The 16,174-nt window shown below is 52.6% G+C and carries 15 protein-coding genes; 5 read left to right on the plus strand and 10 right to left on the minus strand.

The annotated features are described in order from the left end of the window. Position 1 precedes the first annotated feature (1 nt). The gene (locus OU789_RS15955; RefSeq protein ID WP_274656692.1) at positions 2-1,099 is read right to left on the minus strand and encodes an AI-2E family transporter; all 1,098 of its coding nucleotides are present in this window, start codon (positions 1,097-1,099) and stop codon (positions 2-4) included. A gap of 124 nt (positions 1,100-1,223) precedes the next feature. After that, positions 1,224-2,030 (minus strand): class I SAM-dependent methyltransferase, encoded by an 807-nt coding sequence (locus tag OU789_RS15960; protein WP_274656694.1) that lies wholly within the window; start codon positions 2,028-2,030, stop codon positions 1,224-1,226. A 99-nt stretch (positions 2,031-2,129) separates the two neighbouring features. Here OU789_RS15960 and OU789_RS15965 point away from each other — a divergent pair, with 99 nt between their 5' ends. The 5 genes from OU789_RS15965 (at position 2,130) to OU789_RS15985 (ending at position 7,443) form a co-directional block, all read left to right on the plus strand. Continuing rightward, complete coding sequence (locus OU789_RS15965; RefSeq protein ID WP_274656695.1) at positions 2,130-3,182, plus strand: Gfo/Idh/MocA family protein; 1,053 nt, start codon at positions 2,130-2,132, stop codon at positions 3,180-3,182. Between the two features lie 134 nt (positions 3,183-3,316). Next, positions 3,317-4,201 (plus strand): hypothetical protein, encoded by an 885-nt coding sequence (locus OU789_RS15970; RefSeq protein ID WP_274656697.1) that lies wholly within the window; start codon positions 3,317-3,319, stop codon positions 4,199-4,201. Positions 4,202-4,352: 151 nt separating this feature from the next. Then, positions 4,353-4,919 (plus strand): DUF333 domain-containing protein, encoded by a 567-nt coding sequence (locus tag OU789_RS15975; protein ID WP_274656698.1) that lies wholly within the window; start codon positions 4,353-4,355, stop codon positions 4,917-4,919. Positions 4,920-5,045: 126 nt separating this feature from the next. Next, on the plus strand, positions 5,046-5,957 hold the full coding sequence (locus OU789_RS15980) for an alpha/beta fold hydrolase (protein WP_274656700.1): 912 nt from the start codon (positions 5,046-5,048) through the stop codon (positions 5,955-5,957). Between the two features lie 283 nt (positions 5,958-6,240). Further along, the gene (locus tag OU789_RS15985) at positions 6,241-7,443 is read left to right on the plus strand and encodes an aminopeptidase P family protein (protein WP_274656787.1); all 1,203 of its coding nucleotides are present in this window, start codon (positions 6,241-6,243) and stop codon (positions 7,441-7,443) included. Positions 7,444-7,463: 20 nt separating this feature from the next. On the opposite strand, the gene OU789_RS15990 is transcribed toward OU789_RS15985, so the two are convergent. The 8 genes from OU789_RS15990 to OU789_RS16025 all read right to left on the minus strand — a co-directional run bounded on the left by OU789_RS15990 (position 7,464) and on the right by OU789_RS16025 (position 16,069). Then, a complete protein-coding gene (locus OU789_RS15990; protein WP_274656701.1) occupies positions 7,464-8,549 on the minus strand; it encodes a M24 family metallopeptidase in 1,086 nt (361 codons plus the stop codon). A gap of 50 nt (positions 8,550-8,599) precedes the next feature. After that, positions 8,600-9,748, minus strand: a complete 1,149-nt coding sequence (gene dgoD / locus OU789_RS15995) for a galactonate dehydratase (protein WP_274656702.1) — start codon at positions 9,746-9,748, stop codon at positions 8,600-8,602. A gap of 8 nt (positions 9,749-9,756) precedes the next feature. Next, positions 9,757-11,001, minus strand: a complete 1,245-nt coding sequence (locus tag OU789_RS16000) for a CaiB/BaiF CoA transferase family protein (RefSeq protein ID WP_274656704.1) — start codon at positions 10,999-11,001, stop codon at positions 9,757-9,759. Between the two features lie 2 nt (positions 11,002-11,003). Beyond that, positions 11,004-11,789 (minus strand): enoyl-CoA hydratase/isomerase family protein, encoded by a 786-nt coding sequence (locus OU789_RS16005; RefSeq protein ID WP_274656706.1) that lies wholly within the window; start codon positions 11,787-11,789, stop codon positions 11,004-11,006. Positions 11,790-11,801: 12 nt separating this feature from the next. Further along, positions 11,802-12,476: a hypothetical protein gene (locus tag OU789_RS16010; protein WP_274656708.1), complete on the minus strand. Its 675-nt coding sequence runs from the start codon at positions 12,474-12,476 to the stop codon at positions 11,802-11,804. Next, positions 12,457-13,512 carry an ABC transporter permease gene (locus OU789_RS16015; RefSeq protein WP_263951816.1) on the minus strand — a complete coding sequence of 352 codons (1,056 nt, stop codon included), beginning with the start codon at positions 13,510-13,512 and terminating at the stop codon, positions 12,457-12,459. The genes OU789_RS16010 and OU789_RS16015 overlap by 20 nt, the downstream gene beginning before the upstream one ends. Positions 13,513-13,534: 22 nt before the next feature. Continuing rightward, positions 13,535-15,034 carry a sugar ABC transporter ATP-binding protein gene (locus OU789_RS16020; protein ID WP_274656710.1) on the minus strand — a complete coding sequence of 500 codons (1,500 nt, stop codon included), beginning with the start codon at positions 15,032-15,034 and terminating at the stop codon, positions 13,535-13,537. A gap of 63 nt (positions 15,035-15,097) precedes the next feature. Further along, positions 15,098-16,069, minus strand: a complete 972-nt coding sequence (locus tag OU789_RS16025) for an arabinose ABC transporter substrate-binding protein (protein WP_274656712.1) — start codon at positions 16,067-16,069, stop codon at positions 15,098-15,100. Between the last annotated feature and the right edge of the window lie 105 nt (positions 16,070-16,174).

The raw sequence follows: 16,174 nt of genomic DNA on the forward strand, positions 1-16,174 counted from the left end.
CTTACTCCTTATGAGAAAATGTTCCCAATGTTTCATCATCAACGACTGATGAGGCGGCTTTCTTTTTTTCATCATAAAGCAATTGCCAAATCGAAAGAAACACTGCCGCAATCACAGGCCCCAGAACAAGCCCCGTAAGCCCGAACACAGCAAGCCCACCAAGCGTTGTAACAAGGATCAGAAAACTTGGAACGCTACTCGCGCGTCCAACAACAATTGGCCGCACCACATTATCAGACATACTGATAACGCCCGCTCCAAAGGCGAGCAGTATGATGCCGTCCACAGTATCGCCAGAGAGCACCATCGCGATGCCAGCAGGCCCCCAGATAAACCCTGCGCCAAATGGCGGGATCACAGAAAGCAGCCCCATAATAGCGCCCCAAAACGCAGCATTATCGATGCCGAGGAAGAAGAATATTATCGCGCCAAGCAAGGCTTGAACGAACCCAACAGAGACCATGCCCCTAATCGTAGCGACCGCCATTTCCGAGAAAGCAGTGAAAAACTTCTGCTTGTGCTCACGAGACGCAGGAATAACCGCAAAGCAGGACTCATACATGCGATCGCCAAAAAGCAGGAACGTGAACAAGACATAAAACGCGAGGAAGCCTTGGAATACCAAGGTCGATGCACCCTGCCCGATCTGCGCGAGGTGCGTCGCAAGGAATTGCGCGATATACGCGAACATATTGCCGAGTACAGATTTGATCGCGGCAAAATCAATTCCAAGCGTTGCCAGGGCATCGGAAAGCCTTGGGAATTTACCGGAAATCGTTTCAAGCATTTTTCCCGGCGGGAATGAATCGAACTCAACTTGTGAAAGCACCGAAACAGCACCTTCTGCAATAATACCGAGGATCAACAGAGCTGGGAAAAGAATGAAAAGCAGGTTCATCAAAACAATGATCGAAGCGGTCAGTGTTTTGCGACCGTTTAGCCAGTTCATCAGCTTTTCGCGAAGAGGCCAGAACAAAATCGTCAGGACAACAGCCCAGAAGATCGCCTTCCAGAACGGAAACAGGACAACCCCCATGCCGATAGTTGCCAAGAGTAATACTGCTGTCCCGAAGGTTGTTTGCCGGAATCCGTCTTGCATTATGTCCCCCTGATGCATCGGGTGTTTGACGTTAAGTCTTATTGGACGCGCTGAACGCATCGTCGTGGAAGTTATTAATATTCAATCAATTTCATTGCCACTTTGCGGGCAAGACGCCTCGTAATCAATCGGTAAGTTTCTTGGCGATGTAAAAACCGTAACTCACGTAATCTGAATGTGCCTCATAGAGCCGGATCTCCTCAAGCTCTTGCTCCACATACTTCGGAACCACCTCGGAGTCGTTATATTTGACTCGCATACTGTTCAGCTTCCTCCGCACCGGATGATAGTAATTCTCCATCCAACATTCCTTGGGAAGTGGGAAATATCCAAGTGGCGTGTAACCGTTGCGTTCAAGAACAGATAGCTTTTCTGATGCCGTCCCAACTTCAGGGTACGCTGCATTCCAGAAACGCTCCAAGTCTTGAGGACGCGTGTCCGTGAGCCATGTCAGTTCAGAGACTGCTAGAATTCCATTGGGCTTCAAGTATTGTCGCCAATCGCGGACCCCTGCTTCAAAACCAATGTTATAAATCGCCCCTTCTGACCAGATCGCATCGAATGAGGAAGGCTCAAATTCGAGTTTGTCCATAGACGCTTCGACTGTCGTTATCCGGTCAAAAACTCCATTTGAAGCGGCGCGCAAGCTCAACTCCGTGAGAAAAGCGGGAAGGAAATCAACCGCAGTAATCTCCGCATCCAGCATCTTCGCCAAAGTAAGCACGGACGCTCCTGTTCCACAGCCAATATCTGCAATCCGTAATCCTTGCTTGTTCGCGAGGCCCGAAAGCTCAACTGCACGGCGTGTCTGTTCATCCCCGCCGGGCCCTTGGCGTTCTGCATTCCCGTGTAGCTCAACAAGAAAATCCAGATACTCCATATGCGCTCCCATTCGTTTCTCGCAAATTGTTATCGGCTTTAGATCAAGCATCTATAAAGCCACATTGTGCCGCCAGTTCGCTTTGCCTTACCGCCTCGTTTCAAGCCATACTCATTGCAACACAATGAAAGTAACGCAGCGAGAGGCCTTATGACAAACGATGTTAGACTTGCCGTTTCCGGCGCAGGCCTGATCGGAAAACGTCACATCTCGACGATCGAAAAAACAAAAGGCGTTAGTGTTGCGGCAATTATTGACCCTAGTGAAGCAGCGCGCGCTTTCGCCCAGTCAAAAGGCATACCCCACTTTGCTAATTTGATTGAGGCACTTACTGAAGCCAAGCCCGACGGCGTTATCATCGCAACGCCAACGACCCTGCATGTAGACCAAGGGTTTTGCTGTATTGAGCATGGCATTCCTGCTCTTGTCGAAAAGCCGCTGGCGGTCTCTGCGGCGGAGGGTGAACGGCTGGTTAATCAGGCCGAGGAGGCGGGCGTTCCAATTCTTGTCGGGCACCATCGGCGATACAATCCGCTTATCGAAAAGGCCCATTCGCTGATTAAATCTGGTGCCATTGGCGAAGTCCGTTCTGTTCAGGCGACGGCGTGGTTCTACAAGCCTGATGACTATTTCGAGGTTGCTCCTTGGCGGACACAAAAGGGGGCGGGGCCAATCTCGGTCAATCTGGTGCATGATATTGATCTCATTCGCCATCTGTGTGGCGAGATTACCGCGGTGCAAGCCATGGCCACGCCAGCCCAGCGCGGGTTTGAAAACGAGGATCTTGCAGGAGCGGTATTTCAATTCAAGGAAAACGGCGTCGGCACGATCACTGTCTCTGATGCAATCGTTGCCCCATGGAGTTGGGAGCATACATCCGGAGAGAACGACGCTTATCCGCAAAGTGAAGCGAGTTGTTATTTGATAGGCGGCTCGCACGGATCACTTTCGCTGCCAGATCTACAACTTTGGCAGAACGACGGCGAGCGAAGCTGGCTTAACCCGATGCGAACCTCAAAAGCCGAAGTCATTCCGTCCGATCCTCTCGAAAATCAAATCAGGCATTTTGTGGCAGTCATTCGCGGCCATGAGGAGCCGCGCGTAAGCGGTCGCGAAGGATTACGCAGCCTCAAAGTCGTGGAAGCCATCCAGAATTCTGCGAGCAATCAGCAACGTATTGAAATTTCTGAACGCTCGGCCTGAAATCGTTGTATTTTTGTGGCATACAGACCAACAAGCATCTCAATGTGAACTAAACTCATATTTTTGTGATCTAAAGTGCGGGATGCTTCGTAACCAATTAAAACTCGGTCGAAATTTAACAGGCAGGCAATCCAATGAAGCGCTATATCCTTGCAATCACGGCATCCTTCACAATCAGCACCGCGCACGCTCAATCCATGACAGGCTGGAGCACGCAGGTTGATGGACTGACCTCCTACCAGAGCGAGACAAAACTCGATGACGGCAATGAATTCACCGCAACGCGCAGTTTCCTGCGTGTGACAGGACTTAACACGAGCGCATCGGGAACAGCGGTTGGGCTTTCCGTCAGCCTCGGACAGTTCGACTATGAATTTGCCAACACCGCAACACAGCCATGGACCGATATTCAGGATATTCGGCTCGCTGTTCCTGTTCGCTTCAAACTGGATAGCGGCGCGAATGTCTTTCTCGCGCCTTCAATCCGGTGGGATTACCAGCAAGGGGTCGATGCTTCTGATGGTCAGACATACGGGGTGTTTGGCGGTATTTCTTGGAAAGTTCGCGACAATCTGACAATCGGTCCAGCGTTTGGGGCTTTTACCCAGATCGGTAACGATGATCTTGAGCTCTTCCCTGCTTTGCTAATCGATTGGGACATTACAGACCGCCTGAATCTGACAACCGGATCAGGGCTCGGTGCGACGCAAGGTCCTGGGTTAACGCTGAAATACGCCACTACAGATACGACCGCCGTCGGCCTAACCGCACGAAGCGAGAGCGTTCGTTTTCGATTGGATGACAAAGGTATCGCGCCAAACGGTGTAGGCGAAGACCAGAGTTATCCCGTTGTCGTTTCTTTTGAATATAGCCCGAATCCAGGACTGAGCTTTAGCGCATTTGCCGGCGCAGAGTTCGGCGGGGAGCTTGCGCTCGAAACAACGTCTGGCAAGACTGTCTCGAAGCAATCCTACGATACAGCTCCTATCGCGGGTTTGGCATTCCGCTTGCGTTTCTAGATGCGGCCGAGGCGACTCTGACAAAAAAGACCATATTAAAATCGATTGCCGCCAACCTGTTCTGAAGTAAGATAACGCGAAAACTGTGTGATGCTTTACACGGGCATTACTAATTTTTCGATATTATTCTGATTTCCGAACAGGCTCGATTATGATACCTTCCATTGGATTTTCCTCTATTTTCAAGAGGCTTACCGCCCTTATTCTATTGGTCGCGACTATTGGATTTACTATTTTCTCGCCAAGCAACACACTCGCTGATGCTGGCGTTACGCTCGCAAACCCCGCGGCGGTTTATTGCATCGACCAAGGCGGCTTTTACGGGCAAAAAAGCGACGAAAACGGAAGCCACAGTGTTTGCCGAATGAGCGACGGAACCGAGCAAGACGCTTGGGATATGCTCCGAGAAGCACATGAACCAAACCCGAAAATCGCAAATCCAGCGGCAACGTTTTGCAGTGCAAATGGCGGAACCTACAATCTTGAAGATGGAAGCTGCGAGTTGGCAAATGGCGAGATTGTAGATGGTTGGGAATACCTGCGCGCCTCCCATGCTGAATCCACGAAAATGGTTAACCCAGCAGCAGCATTCTGCGTTGAAAGTGGCGGATCCTATCAAATCGTCACAGCCGACGATGGCTCGCAAAAGGGTATCTGCACGCTCCCAGATAGCGAAAGCAGGGATGCTTGGGAGTATTTTAGAGAGGCCTCTAAATAGGCCAACTCAGGCGAACCGCCGGAGGAAAAATCGCTGCATTGGATAGACCCATTTGGCGTTCAGCCTCGCTCAATCTCAAACCCTAAAACCTGTTACACCTTTAGCTTAGAAGTATTGGAAACAGTTATGCCAACTCAACCGCTACTTAGACGCCTCGCATTTGCTTTTTTCGCCGCCATTTTTGCGGGCCCGATTTATGGATCGGATCAACCAACATGGCCCGCTTATGAATTTCTTGTTCGCGATACGATTATCAATCACCAAGATGCATCTAATCACGTGCGCATCTTTGCCGAAGACCCGAACAACGGCGCATATGTCTCTATCATTCCGTCTTTGGGGCGCGGCGTAGAGGACTACACAGAACAATATAACTCGACAATCGTGACGCATCTGGCCAAAGCAGGCTACCGTGTCGTGCTCGTTCAGCCGCGCGGAATCGGAAAAAGCAGCGGCGACCTGACCCCGCAAAACATTACGATGAGTGCCTTTGCTCACGATCTGAAAGCAAGTTTTGACGGTCTTGGAATTGAGAGTGTAAGCCTTGTCGGCCATGCTTGGGGCAATCGACTGGCGCGAACTTTTGCAACCCTGTTTCCAGACAGAGTTGACAAACTGGCGCTCATGGCGTCGGGTGGCAGCTCGCTATCAGAGGACCAACAGAAATGCCTTTTTGGCTCGTTTGACCTGACACAATCTGACGAGGACCGAACCAAAAGCCTTCAATGCGCCTTCTTTTCCAAAGGGAATGACGCCAGCGTTTGGCTAAACGGATGGTACCCAGATTTAGGGAAAGCAGAAACATTTGCCGCAAGCATGATCAGTGAAGATTTCTTCAAAAAGGCCGGCGGAAAACCATTTCTCATTATTCAGGCCGCGGACGATTATATCGCACCACCCGACAAAGCCGGAAAGAAGCTGAAAGCTGAGCTGGGCGACCAAGTAAGCTATGTCGAAATACCAGATGCCGGACATGCGCTTTCATCCGAGCAGCCCGATGAAATCGCCAAACACCTGATCAAGTACTTGCAGGAGTAATTTCGCGTTGAAGCAAGTTTGCGGCGCGCAGCGACCTCAATTTCGCAATCACTCTTGATTTGAGTTTCCGTATTGGCTTAACCAGAAAGAAGGGAACGGCGATGGCGTCGCCGGTGATTGAATGCCAATCATAGTCTCCCGACCCAACAATCCTGAACGCCGGGATCTGACTTTGCCGCAATAAGGTGAGGGAAGGTGCGTACAGCGAACAAGCACACTCCCCACCGAAACGAGCGGCTGGAACAGGAGTGAACCGATGGACAGAACAGCCAACAAAAGCGCGATTGCACGCCCAGAATACTATCGTTTCCACCAAGGAGAGAAACTGCTTCCGTTTGCGGATGCTGAATATGAAACGCGCCTTGCCGGACTTCGTTCAAAGATGGCCGAACAAGGCATTGATGCCTGTGTCATGACATCTATGCACAATGTCGCCTACTACTCTGGGTTTTTGTATTGCTCCTTTGGCCGACCCTACGCTCAAGTCGTGACACAATCGGATACCGTCACCTTCAGCGCTGGCATCGACGCCGCCCAACCATGGCGACGCTGCTATGGTGACAACATCACCTACACTGACTGGCAGAGAAACAACTACTGGCGCGCGATCCGTTCGGTGACCGGAACTGGCAAAACAATCGGATTTGAGGGCGATCACCTATCGATTGCTCAGATGGCACTGCTTGATGAATTTCTGCAACCTGCAAGCAAAGTTGATATCGCTCCGATCACGATGAAACAGCGATTTCACAAATCATCCGCTGAACTGGACCTAATCCGTGCGGGAGCCGCAACTGCAGATGTCGGCGGCTATGCAATTAGCGACGCAATCAAGGCCGGAGCAAGAGAAATCGATATTGCCATGGCGGGACGAGACGCAATGGAGCTCGAAATTGCGCATCGCTTTCCTGATGCAGAATATCGCGATACGTGGGTTTGGTTCCAATCCGGCCTCAACACAGATGGCGCACATAATCCAGTGACGAGCAGAAGACTCGAACGCGGCGACATCCTAAGCCTGAATACATTCCCGATGATTTCGGGCTACTACACGGCGTTGGAGCGCACTTTGTTTGTTGAAACGGTCGATAAGGCGAGCCTTAGCATCTGGGAAGCAAATGTGGCGGCCCATGAATATGGCATGAGCTTACTACAGCCCGGCGCGTCCTGTTCCGAGGTTACACACAAGATCAACGACTTCTTCGCTGAACGTGATTTGCTGCAATACCGGACCTTCGGTTACGGCCATTCTTTTGGTGTGTTGAGCCACTACTACGGCCGCGAAGCAGGACTCGAATTGCGCGAGGATATCGACACGGTGCTTGAGCCCGGCATGGTTATTTCAATGGAGCCAATGCTCACAATACCCGAGGGCCAACCCGGTGCTGGCGGATATCGCGAGCATGACATTCTAATCATAACGGAAGACGGCAACGAGAACATAACCGGCTTCCCCTATGGTCCAGATCATAACGTCATCGGGTGATATGGCACGCTGGCGAAAACTTAGAACGTCGCCATTGGCACCGCGCCGCTATTTGTAACGCGCAACATAAACTCACACCGCACGCCACCGAGACCGGGAACATAGCTTCCCGGCTCGACCATCAAAACCATGTTCTCCTCGATCATCGCTGTTTCATCCGGAATCAACCGCGGCCACTCGTGGACGGAGGTTCCTATCCCGTGGCCTGAATGATGCGGGTAGGAATAGCCATACTCTGACAAGTGATTTCGCAATAGCCTGTCAAAATCACAAACTTTCAACCCTGGCATTAGCTCGGAAATAGCAAACTGGAGCGTTTCAAAACACGCTTCGTGCATTTTCGCAAATTCATCAGATTTCTCAGCTTCGACAACAAAACTACTACAGCTGTCTCCCCAATATCCTTGAACTCGCGGCGCCAAATCGCAAACAACTGGATCGCCCTTTTGCAACTCATAGGCACCGGGCATCAGACCGAGAGTTGAGGACCGCTCGATTCCAGCGAGGAACTCACCCGCGAGCGCACAACGCGTTCCGGCTTCAGTTTCCATTCGTGCACGAATACCGTTCAGAACATCCAGTTCCGTACGTCCAGAAATCGAAATCGCAACGGCCTCTTTTTGGCCAATCGCTGCAACCTCTGCAGAGCGTGTTAACAGACCAATTTCTCTCGTCGTTTTTATCGCCTTTAAGCGCTTGAGAGAGTCGTCAATTACACTGCGATTTTCTGGCAGAAGCTCTGCTAATGCCGCAGTCAAACTCGCAGGCTCAACAGCAACACGCCCCGAGACACCCAGCTTCTCTAACATCGCCTTCACCGCTGCAAGGTAGTTGCTAACCTGATCCACAACGGAGCACGCAAACCCAGTATAGGAGATTTCTTCGCATTCGATTGCCTGTCCTGCATCGGTATTCGGACAGACAACGCCCGCTACGCCGTCTCGGCTTACGAAGGCCGTCGTTGGGCCGCCAGAAAATGGCGAAGGGCCAATCTCGATCGGGACAACATGACCAGTCGCAAAACACACAGAGTCTGGAGATGTCAGAATGGCCCAATCTGCGCCAATCTCCGCGAGCATCTCGGCAAGTCTTGTTGTGTTATCCATCCGTTCGTCCCTCCTTTTTGCGTCGAGAATTCAAGACACTGTTGCCAGTGTTACCACTCAGAGATCGAGCCATCCTCATGCCGCCAAACCGGAGCTCTCCAACGATGCCCTTCAGCCGCTGCCCGCTCGACCTTTTCCTCATCAATTTCGATACCTAGACCCGGCCCATTTGGTATGTCGAGATAACCATCTTTCACAGTCAAACCAGCGCCGGGCAAGGTGTAATCCCCCAAGTCGCTCGCCGAATTGTAGTGAATGCCAAGGCTTTGCTCCTGAATAAAGGCGTTGTGACACACTGCGTCCACCTGCAAACTTGCGGCAAGAGCAATCGGGCCAAGTGGACAATGCGGTGCAAGCGCAACATCATAAGCCTCGGCCCAATGACCTATGCGCACCATTTCAGAGATTCCGCCAACGTGGGCCGTGTCTGGGTTAACGATGCTGGCTGCACGCTTCTCGAAGACCGGTTTAAAATCATAGCGAGAATGTAGGCGTTCTCCGATCGCCAGCGGTATTGACGTGGTGCTGGCAAGCTCGGCCATCAGATCAACCTGCGTAGAAACCACGGCGTCCTCAACGAACATGGGTCTAATCGCTTCAAGTTCTTTCAACAGCACTTTAGCCATAGGGCCATGAACGCGGCCATGGAAATCAAATGCCAAATCCATTGATGTGCCCACAGCCTCTCGCAACTCGAAAAGCTTACGGACGATCCCATCAATCTTTGCATAGCTGTCGACGATCTGAAGCTCTTCACAGATGTTCATTTTTGCGGCCGAGTAGCCCTGCGCCTTTAACGCCAGAACACCTTCAATCAGGTTTTCAGAGCGATCACCGCCGATCCAGCAATACGTGCGGATCTTGTCGCGAACAGGTCCACCAAGCAGCGAATGAACCGGCGCGCCGAGGTACTTACCTTTGATATCCCACAGCGCCATGTCGATACCGGCAAGTGCGCTCATCAATACAGGGTCGCCACGATAACACCCGTTCCGATAGAGCATTTGCCAGATATCTTCTATCCGCAGAGGATCAGATCCGATCAAGAAATCCTCGAGCTCCTTAATCTTTGCGGCGAGCGTCTCTGCATGACCTTCCAGAACTGGTTCTCCCCAGCCGGAAATCCCCTCGTCTGTTTCCACCTTCAGGAATAACCATCTCGGTGGAACCAGATAGGTTTGAAGCGCTGTAATTTTCATTGTCAGTCTTATCCCGCAATAACGGTTTTATTTTCTGCCAACGTCGAAATTTCATCGCCGCTGAAACCGAATGAAGCGAGGATATCAACGGTATCTGCGCCATACTGTGGTGCATGTTTTACGGATGGTTTCGGATTGTCTGAGAAGGAAATCGCTGGCGCAACCGCTGTGTACTTCCCGCCAACAGGATGCTCGACTTCAATGAGCTTATCCTGTGTCTGAGGGTGGTTCAGGAAGGAGTCGTAATCGTTCACAACAACGCACCAAACACCCAACGGCGCGAGGATTGCATCCCAATGAGTGGCCGTATTTGTAAGGAACAGCGCCGCCAACTCCGCATAAATACCATCGCGCCACTCCGCAACAGCATCACCGTTCGATTGCTCTGGTCGTGCGAGCTTCATATCGGAAAGCTTGGGAAGCTTCAGTACTTCGGCCAGTACATCCAGATCCGCCTGCGCGATGGAAAGAAATCCCTCGGAACATTTGTAGATACCATATGGCGGCTCTTGGTAGATCGAAACCTGTGGAGAGGTGCCGCGCTTGGGCGGGGCATCGGCAGTGATATAGGACATGATTTCCTGACACTGCATTTCCATAATAGCACTCAGCATTGTCACTTTGACTTCCTGTCCCACGCCCGTGATCGAGCGGGCGACAAGCGCCGCCAACACCCCCTCACACACCATGTGCGAGGCCGAAACATCAACCATGTAAAGCGGGCTGGCTTGAGGCAACTCTCCGGCCTTGCCGCCGTTCATCGTCAGTCCGGTAAAGCTCTGCAAAAGGAGGTCCTGACCTGGCCGGTCCTTCATCGGACCATCTTCGCCGTATCCAGAGACAGACCCATAGACGAGACGCGGGTTGATTTCGCGAAGGGTTTGGTACTCAATTCCCAGCTTTTTTGCCACACGAGGGCGGAAGTTCTGGATCAGAACGTCTGCTTGCTCAACCAATCTATAGAGGACCTCTCGGCCAGCATCAGACTTTAGATCAAGTACCAGTGATTTCTTGTTCTGGTTCAGCGTCACAAAGCAAGTTGCATCGCCGAATTTGGTGATGCCGGCCATCGGCGCATGGCGCGAAAAATCACCACCGCCAGGAGCTTCAATCTTGATGATTTCGGCACCCATTTCGCCCATCCGCTGTGTACAGAGTGGCCCCGCCATTGCGATGGTAAGGTCCAGCACCTTAAGCCCTTCGAGAGGCGCGCGTGTATTTGTGGCCGTATCAGACATCGTTTGGTCCTTCATTTTCATTTACCTCGGAATACCGGCTCGCGCTTCTCGGCAAATGCGGCCATTCCTTCTTTGGCGTCTTCAGTCATCATGCAAAGCGTGTAGCCGTCATTCTCCATCGAGAGCCCCTGCTCCAGCGATGTTCCCTGACTGCGCTTAATGACGTTTTTGGCTGACTGAACCGCGATCGGCGGGTTTTTCGCGATACGATTTGCGATCGCTTGCGCGGTGCTCATCAAGTCTTCTGGAGCAACGAGTTTTTGGACGAAACCAACCCGCAGCGCCTCATCAGAGGGGAACCTGTCGCCTGTCAAAATCCACATCGCGGCATTTGCGTAACCAATCAAACGCGGCAAAACAGAAGTATTACCGGCGCCAGCGTGCCATCCGCGCTGGACCTCCGGAGCGCCAAACGTTGAGCGCGGGGTGGCCACACGGATGTCACACATCATTGCGACCTCCAAACCGCCGCCAAGACAGTATCCATCAATTGCTGCAATGGCGGGTTTGCGAAGCCGCTGCAGTGGCTCCACATAATCCCGATCATATTGCGCGCGGTTGCGCCCGTCCCATGGGGTGCCGAGATCATCAAGCATGTTCACGTCGCTACCAGCCGCGAAAGCTCTATCGCCAGCACCGTCGATGATAAGCACTTTTACGTTGTCGTCGATATCGATTTCCCGACAAAGTTGCGCAATGCGACTCCCCATAGCAGCCGTGATTGCATTCATCTTTTCCGGACGATTGATAGTGAGGTAGGCAATGCCGTCCTCAACTCGATAAAGAATGTTTTCTTCCGACATGATCGGCTCCTTCTAATCTTTCTTAGGCGGCAGAAGCTCTATCTCGATCTGCCAGTGTTCCTTTTGACCGGCTTCAAGCCAGCGTTCTGTTCCGTTCAAACGCGCACCTTCGAGGTCGTCTGACGGTGCGGTTGTCGGTTCCAATGCCATTTGGTGCAGCAGTTTGTCTGCGGTCGGCCAGTTACCGAACGCCATCCAAACACCGCAATACGGGACTTGCGCGCCGCACCATTCAAGGCGGATGCCGCCGTCTGATCCGTCAATTCCAACGCTTGCGCGGTCGGTTACTTTGCCGTAGCTCTTTCGAACCAACCCCGCCTCCAAACCCAGTACGTCAGTGGTTGCGGGTTCCTTGCCAAACTCTGCCCAATCACTCACCCCATCGAGTACAATTCGCTCGCCATGGCGGGTTGCGAGTAACAGGTGCTGACTCCACATCCATGGAAGTTTCGTGCCCGATGTGCCCGCCGAAATCTCGTAGTCACACAGAAGCTTTGGTCCCTCGAGGCGCAGCGTTCTTCTAAACGAGAACTGTTCCCCGATATAGCGATAGGTAAGAGCGCCATCGCTTTCTTCTGAAACCCAAGGGCGACCACTCTTGCACCGAACTCGGGCACAACTTGGATCAACACCTGATCGTTCGAGAGGGTGACGCGCTGCATTGGATTTACTTCCCTGCAGCCGCAAGCTTGGCCTGCTGTTTTTCAGAGCGCGCAAGGCGCCACTGTCCGATCGCAACGGCCAGAACCAACAAGAGACCTTTAGCTACAAGCTGATAGAATGTTGGAATACCGAGTAGGTTCATGCCGTTTGATAGTGTTGCCAGAAGCAAGACCGCCAACATGGAGCCAACAATCGTACCTTTGCCACCCGCCATCAGAGCGCCGCCGAGGAACACAGCCGTAATCGCCTCGAGTTCAAGTCCCTGGGTACCGGAAGCTGGCTGCCCAGATGATGTCCGCGCGGTTACAAGCACGCCAGCGAGGCCTGACAAAGCGCCGGAGACCGCATAAATCGCATAGCGCATGCGCGTTAGGTTGATACCAGCAAGGCGCGCTGCAACGGGGTTCCCACCCATCGAATAGATTGACCGCCCAAATACCGTTGAGGTCATTACGAAATGCGCCACGACAGCGACCAGAACGAGAAGCAGGAATGCAACGGGAAGGCCTGGGAAGCTCTCTGTCTGAAACAGCCGTCCAGAACCCAACCATGCAAGGTTTGGATCAAGAACGCCCACAGGGCGGCCATCGGGCGCTATCAAAAACGCGACTCCGCGAAAGGCCGAAAATGTCGCAAGCGTTGCAACAACAGGGTTTACGCGCAGGATCGAAATGATCGTCGCGTTGATCAAACCCAGAATGATACCAATACCCATTCCCGCAAACACGCCGCCAGTCACTGTTCCCATCTGGGTAACCGTCAGGGCGCAAACGACCGAAGCACAGCCCGCGATAGAGCCAACCGAAATATCGAGCCCCGCAGATACAATGACAAGCGTCATACCAACCGCGATCAACCCGACCACGGCCATATTTTGCCCGATATTCATCAGATTTCGCGCGGAAAAGAAGAACTCGGTTTGCGTGGCGATGAGCGCCACCATGATGATCAGCGCTATAATCAGCGAAAGGTTTTCGGCGCCAACGAAGTTGGTGAACCGCTTCAGCGCACTGCTCTTGGGCGAAGCAATCTGGAGCGTTGCGTTTTCAGTGATACTCAATTTTTTGTCCTCCGTGGGCATATCAGGCCGCCTTTGTCCCGAGGGCGAGATTGACGATCGCCTCCTCGGTGGCATCCTGTTTTTCTATTGGTTCAGAAATCTGTCCGTCGCGCATGACGATAATCCTGTCTGACATAGACAGAAGCTCGGGCATCTCGGAGGAGATCATCATGATCGCCAACCCCTGCTTGGATAGATCGTCGATCAGACGGTAAATCTCGGCCTTGGCACCCACATCAACCGCGCGGGTCGGCTCATCGAGAATAAGCAAACGGGGCGCCGCCGCGAGCCAGCGGGCCAAAACGACTTTTTGCTGGTTGCCGCCCGACAACTTGCCGACTTCCTGCTCAAGGCTCGGTGTCTTGATTTCCAGCTTCTGAATGAATGGGGAAACCTTTTCAATCATCGCGGACGTACGCAGCACGCCCATGCGAGCGAGGGCCGAATATACAGCCATTGATGCGTTTTCAATTACCGAGCGAACGAGGATCAACCCCTCCGCTTTGCGGTTTTCCGGCGCAAATCCGATGTTTGCGGCAATCGCGTCAGCTGGTGAACGGATGGTCTTCACCTCTCCGCAAATTTTCACTGTGCCTCCGCTTTTCTCGAATTCGCCAAATAGCACTTTGGCGAGTTCAGTACGCCCAGCGCCAACAAGCCCCGCAAAACCAACGATTTCGCCAGCTCTGATTTGAAAAGAAATATCGCGATGCCAACGGCTGGACAGATTCTCGACCTCAAGTACGACTTCTGGGGTCGAAACCTCTTCGCGACTATATCCGTGCGCCAGTTCACGACCGACCATCAGGTTCACGATGTCTTGCTCGGTTGTTTCCTCAATCCGCAGATCGCCCGTCTGAACACCATCTTTAAGAACCACCACACGGTCGGAAATCTCCATCACCTCGTGCAAACGGTGCGAAACATAGATGATGCCGAGCCCCTCTTGCCGAAGCTGCCGGATCAACGCGAAAAGTCGGTCGGCCTCTTCGGTTGTCAAAGATGCGGTCGGCTCATCAAAAGCCACGACTTTGACGCCGTCTTTCAGGGCTCGGAGGATCTCAACGATATGCTGCTGAGCGGGTGAAAGCGTGCGCCCGAGTGCATCGATATCGAGCACCCCGACAAAACCGTAACGCTCTAACATTTCGGTTGTGATTTGCCGCATCTTTGCATGATCAACACGGCCGCTCGCGCGACGCGGATATTCGCCAATAAAGATATTCTCCGCCGCCGAGATATGCGGAACAATTTCCGGTTCCTGCCTGACAAGACGGAAGCCTGCGTTTCGCGCCTCTAGCGGACTTGCGTGACTTACTTCTGTACCATCAAGGGCAACCTTGCCCTCATCAAGCGTGTAGTCTCCGCAAAGAATTTTAAGGAAGGTGGATTTTCCGGCACCGTTCTCGCCGACAAACGCGACAACTTCTCCGGGGAAAACCTTCATACTAACGTTCGAGAGCGCCTTAACACCGGGAAAAGACTTTCCGACTCCCTGAACGTCGAGGATCGCAGATGACATGACCTGCTCCTTTTGTTCCTGTAGTGAGTAGCGAGCGCCGTTTGGCGCCCGCCCGGGAGGTTATTAGTCGCAGGACATGTAATCGGCGTAGTTATCGGGGCCGACGATGGTCGTGTTTGCAACGGTCTTGAGTGGCAGATCTTCACCAGTCTCAATGGAATTGATGAGTGTGCGCGCTGCGGCGTCACCAACATCCTTACCCGAGATGTAAAGCGCAGCTTTAAAGCCAGAAGGAATACCCTCTTTCCAAGGACGGCACGCTTCATAAGCGCCAAGCCCTACAGCAATTACATCATCTGGATTGAAGCCCGCATTCTTAAGTGCGTTGTTTGCGCCAAGCACACCTTCGTCGTTACAGGCAAACACAACCCATTTGTCGACACCGGGATTCGCCGTTAGCACTGGGCCAGTCGCCGCGAGAGACGTGTCAGCTGTGCCGTCATATGAAACCTGCACGATGCTATCTGCGCTCGCACCAGCCGCAATTACTTGCTCTTTGGCGGCGTCAGTGCGGTCGTTACAAACCGAAAGCGTTTGAACCTCAACGCTCAAAACACCGTAGCGCGCGCCATCAAGCCATCCGCTTTCCTTCAGCAACTCACCAGCTCGCTCACCAACTTTGGTGCCCATTGCAACGCCATCAAAACCAACGAATGGAACAGGGCTACCGTCTTCTTTCATGATCGGGTCGTCAGTCGCTACGAGCAGAACGCCCGCTTCATCAGCGGAACGCGCAACCGCAGGGCCAAGCGCCTGATCGGGCGCGGTCAGTCCAATGCCTTTTGCACCGGATGCGATCGCGTCAGAAACCGCAGAGATGGCAAGGTTTGCATCAAGTTCAACGTTGATGATCTTGGCAGTGTAGCCAAGCTCTTCAGCGGCAGCTTTAAAGCCGTCACCTTGATCAATGAAGTATTGTTGCGTTCCGCTCTTGTAGATCGCGACGATTTCTTTGTCGTCGGCCATTGCCGTTCCGGCAAGCAGGGCCGTCCCTGCAATCGACATAAGAAGTGCAGGTTTAACTCGATTGAGCATGTATTCTCCTCCCAAAGGTGATCTTTATTCGAGTATTTTCATCTCGACGGTTAAAGGATATAATCAGTTAATCAGACAAAGTCAACAAGCGCAGCGAGGAGTTCA

It is taken from the genome of Halocynthiibacter sp. C4 (genome assembly GCF_028823805.1).
Classification (GTDB): Bacteria; Pseudomonadota; Alphaproteobacteria; order Rhodobacterales; family Rhodobacteraceae; genus Falsihalocynthiibacter; species Falsihalocynthiibacter halioticoli.

Excerpts from the sequence above, each read along its gene's own strand:
- OU789_RS16005 (WP_274656706.1), bottom strand. The coding sequence starts at position 11,789 with ATGTCGGAAGAAAACATTCTTTATCGAGTTGAGGACGGCATTGCCTAC.
- OU789_RS15965 (WP_274656695.1), top strand. The coding sequence starts at position 2,130 with ATGACAAACGATGTTAGACTTGCCGTTTCCGGCGCAGGCCTGATCGGA.
- OU789_RS16020 (WP_274656710.1), bottom strand. The coding sequence starts at position 15,034 with ATGTCATCTGCGATCCTCGACGTTCAGGGAGTCGGAAAGTCTTTTCCC.
- OU789_RS15990 (WP_274656701.1), bottom strand. The coding sequence starts at position 8,549 with ATGGATAACACAACAAGACTTGCCGAGATGCTCGCGGAGATTGGCGCA.
- OU789_RS15960 (WP_274656694.1), bottom strand. The coding sequence starts at position 2,030 with ATGCTTGATCTAAAGCCGATAACAATTTGCGAGAAACGAATGGGAGCG.
- OU789_RS16000 (WP_274656704.1), bottom strand. The coding sequence starts at position 11,001 with ATGAAGGACCAAACGATGTCTGATACGGCCACAAATACACGCGCGCCT.
- OU789_RS15970 (WP_274656697.1), top strand. The coding sequence starts at position 3,317 with ATGAAGCGCTATATCCTTGCAATCACGGCATCCTTCACAATCAGCACC.
- dgoD (WP_274656702.1), bottom strand. The coding sequence starts at position 9,748 with ATGAAAATTACAGCGCTTCAAACCTATCTGGTTCCACCGAGATGGTTA.
- OU789_RS16025 (WP_274656712.1), bottom strand. The coding sequence starts at position 16,069 with ATGCTCAATCGAGTTAAACCTGCACTTCTTATGTCGATTGCAGGGACG.
- OU789_RS15980 (WP_274656700.1), top strand. The coding sequence starts at position 5,046 with ATGCCAACTCAACCGCTACTTAGACGCCTCGCATTTGCTTTTTTCGCC.
- OU789_RS15955 (WP_274656692.1), bottom strand. The coding sequence starts at position 1,099 with ATGCAAGACGGATTCCGGCAAACAACCTTCGGGACAGCAGTATTACTC.
- OU789_RS15975 (WP_274656698.1), top strand. The coding sequence starts at position 4,353 with ATGATACCTTCCATTGGATTTTCCTCTATTTTCAAGAGGCTTACCGCC.